At 66.5% G+C, this 15682-nt stretch carries 21 protein-coding genes; 18 read left to right on the top strand and 3 right to left on the bottom strand.

From position 1 onward, the window contains the following. Positions 1-13: 13 nt before the first annotated feature. The 11 genes from I6I07_RS29745 (at position 14) to I6I07_RS29695 (ending at position 8788) form a co-directional block, all read left to right on the top strand. The gene (locus tag I6I07_RS29745; RefSeq protein WP_232625827.1) at positions 14-172 is read left to right on the top strand and encodes a DUF6889 family protein; all 159 of its coding nucleotides are present in this window, start codon (positions 14-16) and stop codon (positions 170-172) included. Further along, positions 165-1838: a phage tail protein gene (locus I6I07_RS29740; protein ID WP_198484785.1), complete on the top strand. Its 1674-nt coding sequence runs from the start codon at positions 165-167 to the stop codon at positions 1836-1838. Before I6I07_RS29745 ends, I6I07_RS29740 begins: the two co-directional genes overlap by 8 nt. After that, positions 1831-2430, top strand: coding sequence for a phage baseplate protein (locus I6I07_RS29735; protein WP_006393816.1), 600 nt, complete (start codon positions 1831-1833; stop codon positions 2428-2430). Before I6I07_RS29740 ends, I6I07_RS29735 begins: the two co-directional genes overlap by 8 nt. 9 nt (positions 2431-2439) lie before the next feature. Continuing rightward, positions 2440-2739 carry a phage baseplate plug family protein gene (locus I6I07_RS29730; RefSeq protein ID WP_198484784.1) on the top strand — a complete coding sequence of 100 codons (300 nt, stop codon included), beginning with the start codon at positions 2440-2442 and terminating at the stop codon, positions 2737-2739. Between the two features lie 19 nt (positions 2740-2758). Next, positions 2759-3769 (top strand): phage protein, encoded by a 1011-nt coding sequence (locus tag I6I07_RS29725; RefSeq protein WP_198484783.1) that lies wholly within the window; start codon positions 2759-2761, stop codon positions 3767-3769. Positions 3770-3817: 48 nt separating this feature from the next. Next, positions 3818-4561: a Gp138 family membrane-puncturing spike protein gene (locus tag I6I07_RS29720; RefSeq protein WP_198484782.1), complete on the top strand. Its 744-nt coding sequence runs from the start codon at positions 3818-3820 to the stop codon at positions 4559-4561. Positions 4562-4569: 8 nt separating this feature from the next. Continuing rightward, on the top strand, positions 4570-4923 hold the full coding sequence (locus I6I07_RS29715; protein ID WP_006393820.1) for a hypothetical protein: 354 nt from the start codon (positions 4570-4572) through the stop codon (positions 4921-4923). After that, positions 4920-6101 (top strand): baseplate J/gp47 family protein, encoded by a 1182-nt coding sequence (locus I6I07_RS29710; RefSeq protein WP_198484781.1) that lies wholly within the window; start codon positions 4920-4922, stop codon positions 6099-6101. Before I6I07_RS29715 ends, I6I07_RS29710 begins: the two co-directional genes overlap by 4 nt. A gap of 1 nt (position 6102) precedes the next feature. After that, the gene (locus tag I6I07_RS29705) at positions 6103-6768 is read left to right on the top strand and encodes a DUF2612 domain-containing protein (protein ID WP_198484780.1); all 666 of its coding nucleotides are present in this window, start codon (positions 6103-6105) and stop codon (positions 6766-6768) included. A 13-nt stretch (positions 6769-6781) separates the two neighbouring features. After that, on the top strand, positions 6782-7822 hold the full coding sequence (locus I6I07_RS29700; RefSeq protein ID WP_198484779.1) for a hypothetical protein: 1041 nt from the start codon (positions 6782-6784) through the stop codon (positions 7820-7822). Positions 7823-8143: 321 nt separating this feature from the next. Next, the gene (locus I6I07_RS29695; RefSeq protein WP_198484778.1) at positions 8144-8788 is read left to right on the top strand and encodes a phage tail assembly chaperone; all 645 of its coding nucleotides are present in this window, start codon (positions 8144-8146) and stop codon (positions 8786-8788) included. Here I6I07_RS29695 and I6I07_RS29690 read toward each other — a convergent pair. After that, a complete protein-coding gene (locus I6I07_RS29690; protein ID WP_198484777.1) occupies positions 8689-9795 on the bottom strand; it encodes a tyrosine-type recombinase/integrase in 1107 nt (368 codons plus the stop codon). The genes I6I07_RS29695 and I6I07_RS29690 overlap by 100 nt on opposite strands. A 185-nt stretch (positions 9796-9980) precedes the next feature. Here I6I07_RS29690 and I6I07_RS29685 point away from each other — a divergent pair, with 185 nt between their 5' ends. The 4 genes from I6I07_RS29685 to I6I07_RS29670 all read left to right on the top strand — a co-directional run bounded on the left by I6I07_RS29685 (position 9981) and on the right by I6I07_RS29670 (position 13137). Continuing rightward, positions 9981-10442 (top strand): hypothetical protein, encoded by a 462-nt coding sequence (locus tag I6I07_RS29685; RefSeq protein ID WP_035360130.1) that lies wholly within the window; start codon positions 9981-9983, stop codon positions 10440-10442. Then, on the top strand, positions 10432-10962 hold the full coding sequence (locus tag I6I07_RS29680; protein WP_198484776.1) for a hypothetical protein: 531 nt from the start codon (positions 10432-10434) through the stop codon (positions 10960-10962). Before I6I07_RS29685 ends, I6I07_RS29680 begins: the two co-directional genes overlap by 11 nt. Continuing rightward, positions 10943-11215: a hypothetical protein gene (locus I6I07_RS29675; RefSeq protein WP_198484775.1), complete on the top strand. Its 273-nt coding sequence runs from the start codon at positions 10943-10945 to the stop codon at positions 11213-11215. Before I6I07_RS29680 ends, I6I07_RS29675 begins: the two co-directional genes overlap by 20 nt. Positions 11216-11559: 344 nt before the next feature. Beyond that, positions 11560-13137 (top strand): diguanylate cyclase, encoded by a 1578-nt coding sequence (locus I6I07_RS29670; RefSeq protein WP_198484774.1) that lies wholly within the window; start codon positions 11560-11562, stop codon positions 13135-13137. Positions 13138-13156: 19 nt separating this feature from the next. Here the strand turns inward: I6I07_RS29670 and I6I07_RS29665 are convergent, their stop codons facing one another. Beyond that, positions 13157-13399 carry a 6-phosphofructokinase gene (locus I6I07_RS29665; RefSeq protein WP_198484773.1) on the bottom strand — a complete coding sequence of 81 codons (243 nt, stop codon included), beginning with the start codon at positions 13397-13399 and terminating at the stop codon, positions 13157-13159. Between the two features lie 165 nt (positions 13400-13564). On the opposite strand from I6I07_RS29665, the gene yddG reads away from it, so the two are divergent. After that, on the top strand, positions 13565-14473 hold the full coding sequence (yddG, locus tag I6I07_RS29660) for an aromatic amino acid DMT transporter YddG (RefSeq protein ID WP_198484772.1): 909 nt from the start codon (positions 13565-13567) through the stop codon (positions 14471-14473). Positions 14474-14529: 56 nt separating this feature from the next. Here yddG and I6I07_RS29655 read toward each other — a convergent pair whose 3' ends face one another. Next, complete coding sequence (locus I6I07_RS29655) at positions 14530-14721, bottom strand: hypothetical protein (RefSeq protein ID WP_006393830.1); 192 nt, start codon at positions 14719-14721, stop codon at positions 14530-14532. Between the two features lie 258 nt (positions 14722-14979). Between I6I07_RS29655 and I6I07_RS29650 the strand changes: the two genes are divergently transcribed. Together I6I07_RS29650 and I6I07_RS29645 are read left to right on the top strand one after the other, a co-directional pair. Beyond that, positions 14980-15234 carry a hypothetical protein gene (locus I6I07_RS29650; RefSeq protein WP_116522559.1) on the top strand — a complete coding sequence of 85 codons (255 nt, stop codon included), beginning with the start codon at positions 14980-14982 and terminating at the stop codon, positions 15232-15234. A gap of 131 nt (positions 15235-15365) precedes the next feature. Further along, complete coding sequence (locus I6I07_RS29645) at positions 15366-15560, top strand: hypothetical protein (protein WP_198484771.1); 195 nt, start codon at positions 15366-15368, stop codon at positions 15558-15560. The last annotated feature ends 122 nt before the right edge of the window (positions 15561-15682 follow it).

Here is a 15682-nt window from a genome sequence, read left to right as displayed (position 1 = left end):
TGGCGAGGATTGGTTGCTGGCGCCGGTCCTCGAGGGGCTCTGCAAGTACGAGTCCCTCAAGGACGGCACCCTGGACCTGGCCGACATCGCGCTCCTGAACGACGCGCTGTCGGTCCGGGCAGACAACAAGGCGGAAGCGCACCGCCGCCACATGGCAGAAAAAAATGGCTAACACAATCCTGTCCATCAACCTTTCCGGGTTGATGGGCCCAATCAAGATCGACAAGGACGACCTCAAGGACCTCAAGCAGGCGATCGGCGACTCGCGCAAGCAGAGCCTGGCCGACGCGCTCGCGGTATTCGCGGGACGGGCAAAGAGCGTCGTCGACTTTGCCGAGAACAAGATCGCCCAGTTCGAGCAAGGCTATTTCGCCGCCAAGCTGGGCGGCACCACGGGCCGGGACATGCGGGCGTTGGAGACGGTAGCGCAGGGCTTCGGCGTATCCGCCGAAGCGATGCGCAGCAGTACCCAGGCGCTGCATCGCAATGTGCGCGACGACCCCAAGATCGCCGCCTTGCTGGAACAGCTGCACATCACGCTGAGCGACGGCGCGGGCGGCCAGCGCAACAGCGCCGACCTGATGCTGGAACTGAGCGATGCGCTCAAGCGCATGGATCCGACGCAGGCCCGGGAGACAGGCCAGAGCCTGGGGCTGGACGCCGGCGTCATGGAGGTCCTGCGCAGTCCCGAATTCGGGCAGCGCCTGTCGGTGCAGCGCGATGCCCAGGAAAACAGCACCATCGAGGCCGCCGGTGAACGTGCCCACCGGCTGATGGGCACCATCCGTGAATTGAGCGGCTCGGTCGACGCGATGTTCGCGCAGGCGCTCCTGACGATGGGACCGAAGCTGCAGGAGACGCTCGACGGCATTTCGGCCTGGTTCAAGGAGAACGGCCAGACGGCCGGCAAGCGGCTGGGCGAGGTCGGCAATTTCGTGTTGTCGATCATGTCGTTGCTGGGACCGGTGATCAGTCTGATCACCTGGCTCGACGGCGTGACCTGGGGCCTGAGTTCGCAGCTCCTGTTGCTGGTCGGCGGATTCCTGATGCTGGGCGGCGGCGGCGTGGTGGGAGCGCTGATGGGCCTGGTCTCGCGACTGGGCGGCATGCGGTCGATCATCGGCGGACTGGGCACCCAGCTGGCCTCGTTGCCCGGCCGGATCGGCGGTCTCGTGAGCCAGGCCTGGACGGCGACCAGCAATTTCGTGAGCGGCGTGTTCGGCAGGATGACCTCGATGGGTCGGACGGCCGCGACCCAGATGGGCAATATGGCCAGCGCCGTCTGGTCCTGGATGGGCAATATGGCCGCACGTGGCGGCGCCATGGTGGTCGACGGCGTCAAGGCCGCCGGCCAGACCGCGCTGCAGTGGGGCAAGTCGTTGTGGGAAGCCGCCGGCTCCTGGATCGGCCGCATCGCCGATGGCGCCAAGGCGGTGGTGCGCGGCGTGGCGACCTCGCCGCTGGCCGCGGGCGCCGGGTTATTGCTGTACCCCAGCCCGATGGGCGACGCGACGCTGAAGTCGTTGCAGGGAGGCCCCGGCATCGATGCCGGACGGCCAGGTCCGGGGTTGTACCTGCCGGGCAGCGGCATCCGGCCCGAGGCCATGGATGGCGCCCGGGTCGAACCGTGGCGTGACTACCGCTCCGGGTTCTCCACCGGCGAAGCCGCTGGCGGCGTGCTGGGGGCGTCCGCCGCGGCGTCGGTCTCGGTCAATGCCACCACCCACATCCACGTCAACGGTTCGGCCGATCCAGGCGCGACCGGCGAAGCCGTGGCCAATCAACAGAGCCGGGTCAATGCCGACCTGACGCGCAACCTGCAGGGGTCTTATGCCTGACTTGAATATCGCGGGCGCCGACATGGTGGGCCTGCTGTCCAAAAAAATCGGCGACATCGTGGTGCAGGCGACGATCAGCGAGTCCTTCGACGATTCGCTCAAGATCACCAGCCATCCCGTGGAGTCGGGGCCTTATGGCCAGTCGGCGATCAGCGACCATGCTTTCAAGCAGCCGCTGACGCTGACCATGAAATGTGCCTGGAGCAACGCCTCGTACAAGGCATTGCGCGGCGCGCAGGCCAAGGACGTGGCCAACGGCAAGGCGGCGGCCGACGATTTCGCGACCGCCATCTATTCGCAGTTGCTCAGCCTGCAGGAGTCGCGCGAGCCGGTGGAGGTGGTCACCAGCCGGCGGCGCTACAGCAGCATGCTGATCGAGAAAATCTCGGTCGAGAACAACAAGGACACCTCCGGCGCCGTATTCGCCACCGTGGCGCTGCGCGAAGTGATCGTGGCGCAGACCCGCAGCACGTCCCTGCCGCCGTACGCGCACCAGCAGGAAAAGGACAAGACCGCGGAAAAGCAGAGCCTGGGCACGAAGTCGTCCCGGCCCGCGGCGCCGCCCAAGGGCGGATCGCTGCATTGGAACTAGGAGAGGCACATGAATTACTTCGAGATACCCGTGTCGCCGATTCCGCAGGTGTTCGCCATTTCGCTGGGCGGCGACGACTACCGGCTGACGCTGCAATACCGCGATGGCTGGATCCTGGACGTGGCCGACGACCTTGGCCAGCCGCTGGTCTCGGGCATTCCGCTGGTCACCGGCCTGAACCTGCTGGGCCAGTACCGGCACCTGGGGCTCGCTGGCGGGCTGCGGGTGACGGGCGCGGATGCGCCGGACGATGTGCCCACGTTCACCGATCTGGGGCGTGGCGCCAAACTCTATTGGGTGGCGGACTGACATGGCCGAGGATTCGACGATGGAACCGATCACCGTCTATGGCGATCCGGTGGACGACGAGGGCGTGCGCCAGTGGGGCAGGAAAGTGTCGCTGATCGTCGGCGACGAGGACGCCCTGGACCTGTCGGCGCTCAGCTTCAGTTTCGCCATCAAGCGCAATGACGCCAAGTCGCCCAACAGCGCCACCATCAAGGTGATGAACGCCAGCCGCGAAACGGCCAGCCTGGTGCAGCGGGAGTTCACCCGCGTCGTGCTGCAGGCCGGCTACGAGGGCAACTACGGCGTGATCTTCCACGGCAACGTGGTGCGCGCCAAATGGGGGCGTTCGGGCGATACCGACATGGCGCTGGAAATCACCGCGGCCGACGGCGACAAGGCCTACAACTTCGCGGTGATCAACGCCACCTTGTCCAAGGGCAGCACCCGCGGCGGCAAGGTGCAGCTGCTGTGCTCGGCCATGAATCCCTATGGCGTCAAGCAAGGCTATGTGCCGGACCTGGGCGGCAAGGGTTCGATCCGCGGCTCGGTCATGTCGGGCATGGTCCGCGACTACCTGCAGGACGTGTGCAGCAGCGCCAACACGCTGTGGAGCATCCAGGACGGCAAGGTGGTGGTGGTGCCCGAGACCGCCTACGTGCCGGGCGCCGTGCCGGTGGTGTCGCACGACACCGGCCTGGTCGGCATGCCCGAGCAGACGGAAAAGGGCATCAAGCTGCGCATGCTGCTCAATCCCAGCATCCGCGTGGGCGGGCTGATCCATCTGGACAACAGCCGCATCCGCGAGTACGGCTATGAGGCCAAGGGCGGCGGCGAGGGCGGCGCGAAAGCAATCGACTACAGCGAACAACGCCGCATCAGCGGCGATGGTTATTACTACGTGATGGAAACCGAGCATCTCGGCAATACCCGCGACAACGACTGGTACACGGACGTGCTGTGCCTGGCGACCGACGCCACGCTGTATCCCGGCGATCTGGGCCGGGCAGGCATGGACGGCGATGCCGCCAAGTCCGCCAACGTCGTCAAGTAGCGGGCGCCATGTCCGTGGCGCGTCGGCGCCATTTCAGCAGGATGATTCATGAAGCGACTTGAGAATTTGAACGATCCGGAAGCCGCGATCGGCGCCGCCTTGCGCGGCGCGCTGGCGCAGACCTGGACGGCGATGCCGGCGATCATCGGCGACTTCGATCCGGTGGCCATGACGTGCACCGCGCAGCCCGCCATCCGCGCGCGCATCACCACGCCGGAAGGGCGGGAGCAGCATGCCACGCTGCCGCTGCTGGTGGACTGCCCGGTGTATTTCCCGTCCGGCGGCAATTGCACGCTGACCTTCCCGGTCAAGCCGGGCGACGAATGCCTGGTGGTGTTCGCGTCGCGCTGCATCGACGCCTGGTGGCAGTCGGGCAAGGTGCAGAACCAGGCGGAAGTGCGGATGCATGACCTGTCCGACGGCTTTGTCTACGTGGGCGTGCGATCGCAGCCGCGGGTGCTGCCCGCCGTCAGCACCCGCGCCACCCAGCTGCGCAGCGATGACGGCTCGACCTTCCTGGAACTGGATCCCGACTCCCGCAAGGTCAGGATCGTGGCGCCGGGCGGCTTCGACGTGGTCGCGCCGGTTTCCGAGTTTTCCGGGCAGGTGCTGGTGAACGGCCTGCTCAGCTACCTGGCCGGCCTGGTGGGAAGCGGCGGCCAGGGCAACACCGCCCAGATCACCGGGGTGTTGAACGTGATCGGCCAGATCCTGGCCAACGGCAAGCGGGTGGACGACAGCCACACCCATACGGCGCAAGGCGCCAACGCGGTGACTTCGCCGCCCAACTGAGGACTTCTATGCGTTACCGAAAACTGGACGCCGGCGGCGACTACTCGTTCGGCACGCCGCAGGCCGATTTCCTTCGCGATTCGCCCGAGGCCGTGGCCCAGGCCGTGAAAACACGCCTGATGCTGGCGCGCGGCGAGTGGTTCCTGGACGAGACCGAAGGCATGCCCTGGCGCGGCGAGGTCCTGGGCAAGCAGCCCAGGGCCAGTTATGACTGGGCGATACGCCAACGCATCCTGGGCACGGCCGGCGTGACCGGCCTGACGGACTATTCGAGCCAGCTCGACCCGGATACCCGCGGCCTGAGCGTGACGGCATCCATCTCAACCCTTTATGGCACGGCCATCGTGCAGGCGGCATTATGACGATTCTTTCCACGGCCCCGGTCATCGACGCCACGGGCATCCGCGCGCCCGGCTACGGTGAGGTGCTGCAGTATTTCAAGGACCAGTACCGGGCCATCTACGGCGCCGACACCTATCTCGAAGCGGACAGCCAGGACGGCCAGTTGCTGGCGGTGTTCGCGCTGGCGATCCACGAGGCCAATACGGCGGCGATCAATGTGTACAACGGGTTCTCGCCGGCCACCGCCGCCAACGCGGCATTGTCGAGCAACGTCAAGATCAACGGCCTGGCGCGCGGCGCCGCGACGCGTTCGTCGGTGGACCTGCGCCTGGTGGGGCAGGGCGGCGTCACCATCGTCAACGGCGTGGCGACCGATGCCAACCGTACCCGCTGGCAACTGCCGGCCAGCGTGACCATTCCGCCTGGCGGCGAGATCACGGTCACCGCCTACAGCCAGGCGCTGGGGGCGATCACCGCGGCCGCGGGCACGATCGACCAGATCGGCACGCCCACGCTGGGCTGGCAGTCCGTGGCCAACCGGGCGGCGGCTACGCCGGGCGCGCCGGTCGAGGGCGACGCCGCATTGCGCGTGCGGCAGGCCGTCTCGGTGGCGCTGCCGTCGCGCAGCGTGCTGGAGGGCACGATTGGCGCCGTCGCGTCGGTGCCCGGTGTGTTGCGCCACGCCGCCTTCGAGAACGATGGCGCGGTGGCGGACGCCCACGGCCTGCCGCCGCACAGCATCGCGCTGGTGGTCGATGGCGGAGACGCGGCGCTGATCGCGCAGGCCATTGCCGCCAAGAAGACGCCGGGGACCGGCACGCACGGCACCACCACGGTGGTCGTGACGGATATCTACGGCATCGCGCATCGCATCCGGTTCTTCCGGCCCACGATCGTGCCGCTGGCCGTCGACGTGCAGCTGCGGGCCTTGCCGGGCTACACCACGGCCATCGGCGTGGCGGTGCAGCGGGCGGTCGCGGACTACATCAACGGTGTCGCGATCGGCGGCGGCGCCAGCGCGTCGGTGGAGTGGGCTGACGCCATTTCGGCAGCCAACGGCGTGGCCGGCAATGGCACGTTCAAGATTTCCGGGCTGACGTTGCGAGGCCCGACCGGCAACGGCGCGCCCGACGTGTCTCTGGCGTTCAACGAAGCCGCCACGGCGACGCCGGACGACATCAAACTCACGGTGACCTGATATGGCCAAACCCGACGATTATCTCAGGCGGCTGTCGGCCTACTACCGCTCCAAACCCAAGTTCAACGCCACCGTCGCTGCGCTGTGCGGCGCGTCGGCCGGACTGCAGGACCTGTACGGCGCCATGCCGGCGGCCTTCGATCTGGATCTGGCCGTCGGCGTCCAGCTGGACGCCGTGGGGCGCTGGGTGGGGCTGGACCGGAAGGTCCGGACGCCCATTTCGAATGTGTATTTCTCGCACGACATCGACGGCCTGGGCTTCGACCAGGGCGTATGGCTGGGCCCGTTCGATCCGGACAGCGGCCTGACCGAGCTGGACGACGATACCTATCGGCTGTTGTTGCGCGCCAAGATCGGGGCCAACCACTGGGACGGCACGCTGGAGACATCGGCCGCGATCCTGGACCGGATTTTCGGCGGCGGCACGCATGTGTTCATCCAGGACAACGGCGACATGTCGGTGGATATCGGCATCGCCGGTACGCCGCCGTCCGCGCTGTTCCTGGCGCTGCTTACCGGCGGGTACATCCCGCTCAAGCCGGAAGGCGTGCGCATCAGTTACTACGTCATCCCCTCGGCCGAGGGGCCTCTGTTCGGTTTTGACGTTCAAAACCAATACATCTCCGGGTTCGACGGCGGACTCTGGGGCTCGCTTTTTGCCGGTTGAATAAGGACATTCCGTGGCTATCAATCAAATTCTTCCCTTCGGCACCGTTTCCGGCGCCAACGTGCTCGCTCCCGCCGACTACCAGGCGCTGGCCGCCCGACTGGGCGGCTTCTCGGTCGGCACGGCCAAATCGAAGGAACTCAACACCGTCTGGCGCCAGGCCTCGTTCGTGGCGGCCATGATCGGCCAATACATCGCCGACAAGGCCGGCCAGGACGTGCTGGACAACGGCGACCTGGCCGCGCTGCAGGCCAAGTTCGTGGCGGCGCTGGCGGCGTCGCCGGCGCTGACGGGCGTACCGACTGCCCCGACCGCGGCGGCCGGTACCAATACCGACCAGCTCGCCACCACCCGCTTCGTGACGCAGCAACTGAGCCAGACGATTCCGTGGATGAGCCAGGCCAACCTGCCTACGACCGACAAGGGCCCGATCTATGTGGCCGAGCGCAAGGATATCTGGACCTGGGTCAATACCGCCTACTACACCGGCTACCGTTCGCCGCTGTGCGGCGCCATCGAGTACGGCCACACCACCAGTCCGCTGCCCTGGCAGCTGGACGCGATGGGCGGCCGGGTGCTCAAGTCCGATCATCCGCGCCTGCTCGCCTATGCGCAGGAGAATGCATTGTTGGTTCCGGCGGCTTCCTGGGCGGCGGGTGCGCTAGTTTATGCAGACGAAGGCACGCAAATCCGGCTGCCGGACTTGCAGAATATGTTCCTGCGTTTTACGGGGGCTGACGTTGACACTGCTAATGCAAGGCTCTTGGGAAAACGCCAGGCCGATGCGGCGCAACGCGTCACGGGATCCTGGATGGTCCGACCGTTTGGCACCAACGAAAGCCCGGATATCGCAGGTATTCTGAATTCCTCTCAGGGAGCCATCTCGGTCACCTCGCGAGAAGGTTCAGGTGGCGCTGGCCGGGTCACGCCATTGGCCAACGACGCCGGAGGTGGAGTTCAAGATCTGGTGGTGTTCGACTCGTCGAGAGTCAGCCGCACTTCCGCAGAAACCCGGCCGACAAACATCGCGGCAGTGCCTCGCCTACACATGTAGGCGAGGCACAACTGCGGTGCTTAGCGGACGTGTTTCCGATGCGGTACGAATGACCGTCGACGTGTCCAACGTAATCAGATCGTTGATGCTATTGAGGGAAGAACCCAGACCCACGTTGAGATTTCCAGCTTGGCCTTTCCGATAGCCAAAGGAAAACGCCCCATCCGCACTCGTGAGGCTGCCTGTGGCATCTGCAACGCTGCCTCGCGCGTTAATCGTGCCCGTGACCTTCTGCGAGGCGTCAGTCTGGCGTTTGCCCAAGACTCTCGCATTAGCAGTGCGACTTTTATCCATAACCCACTAATTCACATAGAGAAATCGATGAAAACCGTTTATCAAACCGACGACAACAATGTCCTGGCGTACGCCTTCGACATCCCGCCGCAGCACGATATCGGCTACGTGCTGCCCTATGGCGCTGTCGATGTGACGCCGCCCGAGTTGCCCGCCGGCCGTTGCGCTCGTTGGCGGACTGAGCTGCCGCGTGTCGGGGCCGCCTATGGCGCCGCCGGATCCGGTGACTGGGTGAGCGAGGAGGATCATCGCGAGACGGCCCTGTTTCGGACCGCCAACGGCGCGGCCTACGAAGTGGGAACGCTGGCGGACGGGCTTAGCTATGCGGGCGTCGGCCCGCTGCCTGCCTGGCTGACGGCGCAGCCTTACCCGGGCGTCTTCCACATCTGGCGCGATGGCGCGTGGGTTGTGGATGCGGACGCGCGCGACCAGGCCGCCGCGGCCGCGGAACGGGCGTGGCGTGATGGCGAGATTGCGCGCATCACCTGGCTGCGTGATCGTCACCGCGACGAAATGGAGGCCGGCTCGCAGTCGAGCTCATTGACGGCAGCCCAGTATGTGCAGCTGCAGACCTATATCCAGGCCCTGCGGGACTGGCCCGCCAATCCGTCGTTCCCGAGCGCGTCCACGCGTCCCGCAGCGCCGGATTGGCTGGCTGGCGCACTGGCATAGCGAGGCCGGACGCCGGAGAGCCGTCCTTCGCGGATGCGCTGCAGCTGGCGCCGGCCCAATGGGCTGCGTGCCAGCTTGCGTGCCAGCTGGGCGGGATCCGGGTGGAAGTAGCGCAGCAGCATGCGCGTGTCGCGATTGCCGTTGGCCTTGGCCAGCTCGTGCATCGCCAGGACGGTCGCCAGTTGTGAGGTGCCCTCGTGACGGGTGTCATGGAAACGCAGGTCGCGGAAATACGCGGGGTTGGGACGGCGGCCATGCTTTTGGCAGAGTGCCTCGTAACGCCTTCTGGCGCGTAGCCTGGCGCGGATGAACGCCTGGGTGATGGAGCCCGCCTTCATGGCGAAGATCGCGCCACGCAGTGGCCGGCCAGCCAGGTGCTGGCGCAGCACTTCCTTGGCGACGGGTGTCAGTGGCACCTCGCGCGCATGGCCGTTCTTGGAATGCGGCAGATGCACGTAGCCGTGCAGCAGGTTGACGTGTTCGCGCCGGATGCCGGCGACTTCCGAGCGCCGCATGCCGGTTTCGGCCGCGAGCGTGAGGATGGCGGGCAGCTCGGATGATTCTGTCGACTCGACAATCCAGGCCAGTTCCTCGCGGGGGCACTCGTCCTCTGTCACGCCGCGCAGGCGGATCGAATCGAAGAAGCGCCGGTCGCGCGCATCGTCCACCGTGGGGCGGCGCACCAACTGCACCGGGTTGGCCAGCATGGAATATCCCCAGTCCTTGCGCACCACGGTGTACAGGTGGGACAGCATGGCCAGCCGCCGCACCACGGTGGCGGGCTTGAGCTCAAGCAGCCATTCATCGCGCAACCGGTTCAGGTCGGTGTTGCGGATGGCGCCCAGCTCGCGGTTCGCCAGGGACGTCGACAGCCATTTCCTGGCAATGGAGCGTTCCTGTGCGATCGCCTTCTTGGTCGGCGAGACCTCCTCCAGATAACGGGCGAGCGCTTCGGCAAGCGTCGGGGTGGTTTTACGGCGGGGTTGGCGGCGGGTCCAGGGTTTCATGGCGATTCAAGCGAAGAGGATCAGGCGATAGACAGGGAAAAAACAAAGACGAAGGTAGGTGATGCCTGGAGCAAACGGACGACAGTGTCGCCCACATTTCAATTTGTCCATCCGGCGCGCCCCCGCGGCGCCCGTGATGTTCACGGGAGGCAGCAATGCGCACCGTCGACAGGAGCGGTGTAACCATGGAACCGGCATCTACGGGATTGGGCGGTTGGGCCGCCCTGAAAATTGCGCTGGCTTTTGGCATGCCGGCCGCGATGGCGGCATTGATCGGCATGTTGCTGATGCCGCCGCGCACGCCGCGCGAATTCGTCGCGCGCACCGCCTGCACGGTGGTCAGTTCATTTCTGTTCGGGCCTTTGCTGGCGATCGGCATGATCGCCTGGATGCCCGACCTGATGTCCTCCGCCTACTGGATGGCGCAGCGCACCGGCCTGGGCGAGGACGGGCTGCTGGCCATGTTCTACGTGCTCGGCCCCTGCATGCTGCTGGCCGGGTTGCCGGCCTGGTGGGTGCTGGGCGCCTATCTGCGCCTGACCGCCAAGCTGCAGAACCAGGACCTGGTGGACTGGGCGGTCGAGATACGACGCAAGACGCTGGGCATGGAGGCCCAGGCAGACAAGGAGGGCAGGCATGACGCTTGACCAGATCATGGAAGACGCGCTGCGGCCGGCGATGGCGCTGTTGCCCGCGCGCATGGATACGTCCGAGGCGGACTGCATGCTGCTGGCCATCGGCCTGCAGGAAAGCCGCTTCGTGCACCGGCGCCAGATCGGCGGGCCTGCCCGCGGCTTCTGGCAGTTCGAGAAGGGCACCCGCGCCAGTCGCGGCGGCGTGTGGGGCGTATTCCTGCACGCGGCCAGCAGGGATCACCTGGCCACGCTGTGCAAGGCGCGCAGCGTGGCGGGCGATCCGGATGCGATCTATGCGGCGCTGGAGTACGACGACGTGCTGGCCGCCGGCGTCGCGCGGCTGCTGCTCTGGACCGATCCGAAGGCGTTGCCGCCGGTCGGCGACGTGGATGCGGCCTGGGCGCTGTATCTGCGCACCTGGCGGCCGGGCAAGCCCAAGCCGGACAGCTGGGCCGGCCTTTACCAGCGGGCCATGGCGGCCGTCCAGGCCCGCATCGACAGGAGCGCGGCGCATGTTGCAACAGTGGATTAAGCGGGGCCTCGGCGTGGTGGCGGCAGTGCTGGCGGGTCTGGCCGCCATCGCCGGGGTGTATTGGCGGGGGCGGGCCATGGGCCGGGCGCAGGAACGCTCGGACAGTGAGGCCCGCCTCCAGGCGCGGGCGGGCCAGGCCCGCAAGGAGGCCAGGGATGTGCAGGAAAAAGTGGCTCGCAGCGATGACGATGCCGTGGCTGATCGGCTCAAGTCTGACTGGGTGCGGATCGCTCCCCCCGCGGACCGGGATTGAATATTGCGACCATGCCCGGCCGGTATATTTCAATTCCGCCGCCGAGGTCGACGCGACGCCGGCGGCAATACGTCGGCAGGTGCTCGAACATAATGAAATGGTTTCGCGGCTTTGTTTTTGAGGTAAATTGGGGACGCGATTTTTTCCAATGCCGGCACGCCTTTTTGCTGGCATGGTTGAATCGAAGGAGGGGTTGCCGCGGTCTGGTTCTGCAATAATTTCTGGTTTTCCGTCCCTTCGGGCCGCCGGCCCGGATGACTGTTCCAGGAGAGGCGCGATGGGTCAGAGGGTGCAGTGTCGGCAAGCGTTTTGCCCCGTGCAATTGCGTGGCAGGGAAAAATAATATGGCTGACGGCGAAAGCCTTGTCGCCGCGCGGGTCCGCCCGAAGCTCCGGTATTCGATGCGAACCGGATTGCTGGTGCTGGTGTTCGCCTGTATTGCGCCGGCGCTGGTGGTGTCTTCGATCGCCGTTTACGAAAGCTACCTGATCCAGAAAGAGCGGATATTCCGCGACACGATTTTCCTGGCCCGCAACCTGACCGCCATTCTCGACCGGGAAATGACCGGCGTCGAAGCCGGCCTGCAGATGCTGGCGTCCTCCCCCGACCTGGTCGGCGGCGACCTGGCGGGCTTCCACCAGCGCGCCCGCGAGGCCATCAAGTTCCAGATCGTCGACAGCTATGTGCTGACCGACAAGGACGGCCGCCAGGTGGTCAATACCATGGTCCCCTATGGCACGCCCCTGCCGCCCTCGGGCGTGACGCAGGAACTGGCCCGGGTCTTCCGTGCGCGCGAACCGGTCCTGAGCGGCCTGTTCATCGGCGCGCTGAGCGGCGTGCCGACCATCGCGCTGGGGGTACCGGTGGTGCGCGGCGACGAGGTCATCTACAGCCTCAACGTCGGCCTGTCGCCCGACCGCATCGGCAATGTGCTGGGCCGTCGCGGGCTGCCGGAAGGCTGGGTCGCGGCGGTGCTGGACAAGAACGGCACCATCATCGCGCGCACGCGCGACACCGAGAAATTCGTCGGCCAGAAGGCCGTCCCGACGCTGGCGCGGGCGGTGCAGCTGGAGAACGAGGGTTCGCTGGAATCCACCACCAAGGAAGGCACGCCGGTCTACACGGCGTTCAGCCGCTCCGGCCTGACGGGGTGGACCGTCGCGGCGGGCGCGCCGATGACCCTGGTGACGACCGACCTGTACCGCTCCATCGCCTGGCTGGCGCTGGGCACGCTGGCGGCGTTCGGGCTGGGGCTGTGGCTGGCCTTGCGGCTGGCCAACCGCCTGACGTCGGCGGTGCAGGGGCTGGTGGGCCCGGCCCTGGCGCTGGGCGAAGGCCGCACCGTCGAGCTGCCAGGCACGCGCGTCAAGGAGGCCGAGGAGGTCGGCACGGCGCTATTGCAGGCCTCGCGCATGCTGGCGCACGCGCAGCACCTGGCGCACTACGATCCGCTGACGGGGTTGTGCAACCGGGTGCTGTTCGGCGAACTGGTGCTGCGCGAACTGGCGGTGGCGCAGCGCAGCGGCGAGACGTTCGCCATCCTGGCGATCGACCTGGACGGTTTCAAGGCGGTCAACGACCTGCATGGGCATGCCGCCGGCGATACCGTGCTGAAGGAAGCCGCCGACCGCATGGCCCACGCCATCCGCGTCTCGGACGTGGCGGCGCGGCTGGGGGGAGACGAGTTCGCCGTGCTGCTGCTCGGCGCCAACCAGGAAAACGCGCAGGCGGTGGCCGAGTCCCTGGTCGAGAGCCTGTCGTTGCCCTACCCCAAGATCCGCGTGGCGGTCTCGGCCAGCGTCGGCATCGCCGTCTATCCGCGGTCGGGCGTCACCATGCTGCAGCTGCTGGAGCGGGCCGACGTCGCCTTGTACCGGGCCAAGGGCCTGGGCAAGCGGCGGGTGGCGTCCGACGAACGTTGAGGCGGCCGCGGCCGCCGTGTCAGGCGTCGTGGCGCGGCGCGGCGGCGGGGGGCAGGGCGGTCAGCACCTCGCCCGATTTCAGGCGGTAGCGTCGCTCGCCCAGCGCGATCACGCGTTCTCCTTCCGTGGTCCTGAGGATGTAGTGGATCGTGATGGGCGGCCCCGCGCGCCTGTCGGCGTGCGAGAACACTTCGATCCGGTAGAGCCGGCCGGATGCCGTGGTGGCGAGCACGTCGCTCAGCCTGCGTACAGAGATGGTCATGCGGCGAAATCTCCTTCTCGTTGATCGTCGGTCGGTCGCGCCGGCATTCGATCCCCGTGCCGGCCCTGCCGCGGCGGTTTTCCTGTTTTCGCTACACTGCGTCGTTCTGGCGCGCGCGTCCCGGCGCGGCGCCCTGGATGGACATCGGGAAATCGGAAAAAAGTAATGCAATCTGCTCCCAGCCGGAACACGGCGACTTTCATGGGATTGATGGCCGTGGTGCTCTGGGGTACCGTCGTCGGCCTGATCCGCAGCGTCAGCGAGCGCTTCGGGCCGATCGGCGGCGCGGCCCTGATCTATACGGTCGGTTCGGCTTTCCTCGTCCTGTTGCTGGGGTTGCCCCGCGTGCGTTCATTCCCGCGCGCCTACCTGCTTTCCGGCAGCCTGCTGTTCGTGGCCTATGAAATCTGCCTGTCGCTATCGTTGGGATTCGCCGCCAACCGCGGCCAGGCGATCGAGCTGGGCATCGTCAATTACCTGTGGCCGTGCTTCACCGTCATCCTGGCGATCCTGATCAACGGCCAGCGCGCCAGCGCCTGGGTCGTGCCCGGCATCGCGCTGTCGCTGTGCGGCATCGTCTGGGTGGTCGGCGGCGACGGCGGCGTTTCCTGGGAACGCCTGGTCGCCAATGTTTCCAGCAATCCGCTCAGCTACGGCCTGGCCTTCAGTGGCGCCATCATATGGGCCGTTTATTGCAACGTCACAAAACGCTATGCCGACGGCAAGAACGGCGTGGCCCTGTTCTTCATGCTGACCGCGGCGGTGCTGTGGATCAAATACGGATTCAGCGCCGAGCCGGCGCTGACGTTCGCCTGGCCCGTCGTGCTCGAGCTGTGCGTGACCGGGGGCGCAATGGCCGCGGGTTACGCGCTCTGGAACGTGGGCATCCTCAACGGCAATCTGACTTTGCTGGCCACGGCGTCCTACTTCACGCCAGTGTTGTCGACTTTTTTTGCGGCCATATGGCTGTCCACGCGCTTGACCATGACATTCTGGCAAGGCGTGGCGATGGTCACCGCCGGTTCGCTGATCTGCTGGGCGGCGACTAGGGGCAGGCCTGCCCGGGGTGGGTAGCCCCAGGGCAGCCTTCTGGCTCATCGGGAGACGGCCAGCGGGGGAAAACCGTCAGTTCATTCCAGCACGATGGTCTGCGCGACGGCGTAGCCGAGCGGAATGAGCAACAAGGAGGCGAACAGGGAACTGACGATCGCCGCCGATATCTTCAGCCAGGGCTCGGGCCCCGCGCTTTGTATCGTTTGAACCACCAACGCGACGATACCCACAACCATCAAACAGCTGATTACCACTGCTACGTAAGTCATGATGTCTCCGTCCTCGCCTGATTAAAGGGATGCGGCGCCGCTACTGCGGTCTGTCACTTCGTCGCTACGTTTAGTCTGATTGTGCGCCTGTATGCCAGGGCGTGGCGCTAGGGTTTTCCTGACTCTGGCGGGCGCTGTGGCGTTTTCGCCGCGCACCGTGCAGCATGAAATCGGTGTGCGGTGCAGCATTTTTCGAGGCCCGCCGCGCCCGCGCTTTGCGCTACGATGGCGGCGTCCACCCACTCTTCAGATCGCGAAATGCCGCAACGACTCCGCCCGGGTACGCGCGCCACACTGCAGGTCAGGCAGCTGCTGCCGGGCGAATTCGCCTGGATCATCACCTTGCTGGATCCCGATACCGGCAATGTGCGCAGCACCAATTATTCCGAACGGCGTTATGCCAGCCAGGACGAGGCCTCGGCCGCGGGCAAGGCCGCCGTGGTGGCATTCCTGGGCAACAGCGATCCGAACGCCGTGGAACCCGCCCGGGACGGCAAGCCGTCCAAGTCCTGAGACCCGCCCCGGCCATGCCCGCAAGCCCTCGCCCGAGGGCTTTTTTTGCGTCGGCCGTTGGCGGCGGCATGCCGGGCATGGCAGTTGCTGAGTAGCGGACCGGCGCGATAGGCGCGCCCAGGAGATCCGCCATGCCCCCATCCGATCACCGCCCACCGGGCGCGCCCGACGACGTGCCGCCCGACGACCCGTCGCTGCCCGGCCATCCGACGCGGCCCGACGACCCGCGACCCAATCCCAACCACGCGCCCGATGATCCGGGCGAGCCCGATATCGTCCCGCCGCCGCCCGATCCGCGCGCGCCTGGCACGATCGACCTGGCCTGAGCGCCACCGAATCCGATTCCACACCCAAGGAGGCTTGCATGCGTTCGATCCTGTTATGGCTGCTGGGGGTACCCATTCCCATCATCATCCTGCTGGCGCTGTTTTGGCATTGAGCCAGTCCG

It is taken from the genome of Achromobacter deleyi (assembly GCF_016127315.1).
GTDB lineage: Bacteria > Pseudomonadota > Gammaproteobacteria > Burkholderiales > Burkholderiaceae_B > Achromobacter > Achromobacter insuavis_A.
Note: the sequence above shows the minus strand (reverse complement) of the source record. Positions and strands in the feature narration are given on the sequence as shown.

What these genes read in the sequence shown, in the direction of transcription:
- I6I07_RS29710 (WP_198484781.1), top strand. Translation starts at nt 4,920, where the DNA reads ATGACGATTCTTTCCACGGCCCCGGTCATCGACGCCACGGGCATCCGC.
- I6I07_RS29720 (WP_198484782.1), top strand. Translation starts at nt 3,818, where the DNA reads ATGAAGCGACTTGAGAATTTGAACGATCCGGAAGCCGCGATCGGCGCC.
- I6I07_RS29680 (WP_198484776.1), top strand. Translation starts at nt 10,432, where the DNA reads ATGACGCTTGACCAGATCATGGAAGACGCGCTGCGGCCGGCGATGGCG.
- I6I07_RS29645 (WP_198484771.1), top strand. Translation starts at nt 15,366, where the DNA reads ATGCCCCCATCCGATCACCGCCCACCGGGCGCGCCCGACGACGTGCCG.
- I6I07_RS29670 (WP_198484774.1), top strand. Translation starts at nt 11,560, where the DNA reads ATGGCTGACGGCGAAAGCCTTGTCGCCGCGCGGGTCCGCCCGAAGCTC.
- I6I07_RS29735 (WP_006393816.1), top strand. Translation starts at nt 1,831, where the DNA reads ATGCCTGACTTGAATATCGCGGGCGCCGACATGGTGGGCCTGCTGTCC.
- I6I07_RS29725 (WP_198484783.1), top strand. Translation starts at nt 2,759, where the DNA reads ATGGAACCGATCACCGTCTATGGCGATCCGGTGGACGACGAGGGCGTG.
- yddG (WP_198484772.1), top strand. Translation starts at nt 13,565, where the DNA reads ATGCAATCTGCTCCCAGCCGGAACACGGCGACTTTCATGGGATTGATG.
- I6I07_RS29740 (WP_198484785.1), top strand. Translation starts at nt 165, where the DNA reads ATGGCTAACACAATCCTGTCCATCAACCTTTCCGGGTTGATGGGCCCA.
- I6I07_RS29665 (WP_198484773.1), bottom strand. Translation starts at nt 13,399, where the DNA reads ATGACCATCTCTGTACGCAGGCTGAGCGACGTGCTCGCCACCACGGCA.
- I6I07_RS29705 (WP_198484780.1), top strand. Translation starts at nt 6,103, where the DNA reads ATGGCCAAACCCGACGATTATCTCAGGCGGCTGTCGGCCTACTACCGC.
- I6I07_RS29655 (WP_006393830.1), bottom strand. Translation starts at nt 14,721, where the DNA reads ATGACTTACGTAGCAGTGGTAATCAGCTGTTTGATGGTTGTGGGTATC.
- I6I07_RS29675 (WP_198484775.1), top strand. Translation starts at nt 10,943, where the DNA reads ATGTTGCAACAGTGGATTAAGCGGGGCCTCGGCGTGGTGGCGGCAGTG.
- I6I07_RS29650 (WP_116522559.1), top strand. Translation starts at nt 14,980, where the DNA reads ATGCCGCAACGACTCCGCCCGGGTACGCGCGCCACACTGCAGGTCAGG.
- I6I07_RS29730 (WP_198484784.1), top strand. Translation starts at nt 2,440, where the DNA reads ATGAATTACTTCGAGATACCCGTGTCGCCGATTCCGCAGGTGTTCGCC.
- I6I07_RS29695 (WP_198484778.1), top strand. Translation starts at nt 8,144, where the DNA reads ATGAAAACCGTTTATCAAACCGACGACAACAATGTCCTGGCGTACGCC.
- I6I07_RS29715 (WP_006393820.1), top strand. Translation starts at nt 4,570, where the DNA reads ATGCGTTACCGAAAACTGGACGCCGGCGGCGACTACTCGTTCGGCACG.
- I6I07_RS29685 (WP_035360130.1), top strand. Translation starts at nt 9,981, where the DNA reads ATGGAACCGGCATCTACGGGATTGGGCGGTTGGGCCGCCCTGAAAATT.
- I6I07_RS29690 (WP_198484777.1), bottom strand. Translation starts at nt 9,795, where the DNA reads ATGAAACCCTGGACCCGCCGCCAACCCCGCCGTAAAACCACCCCGACG.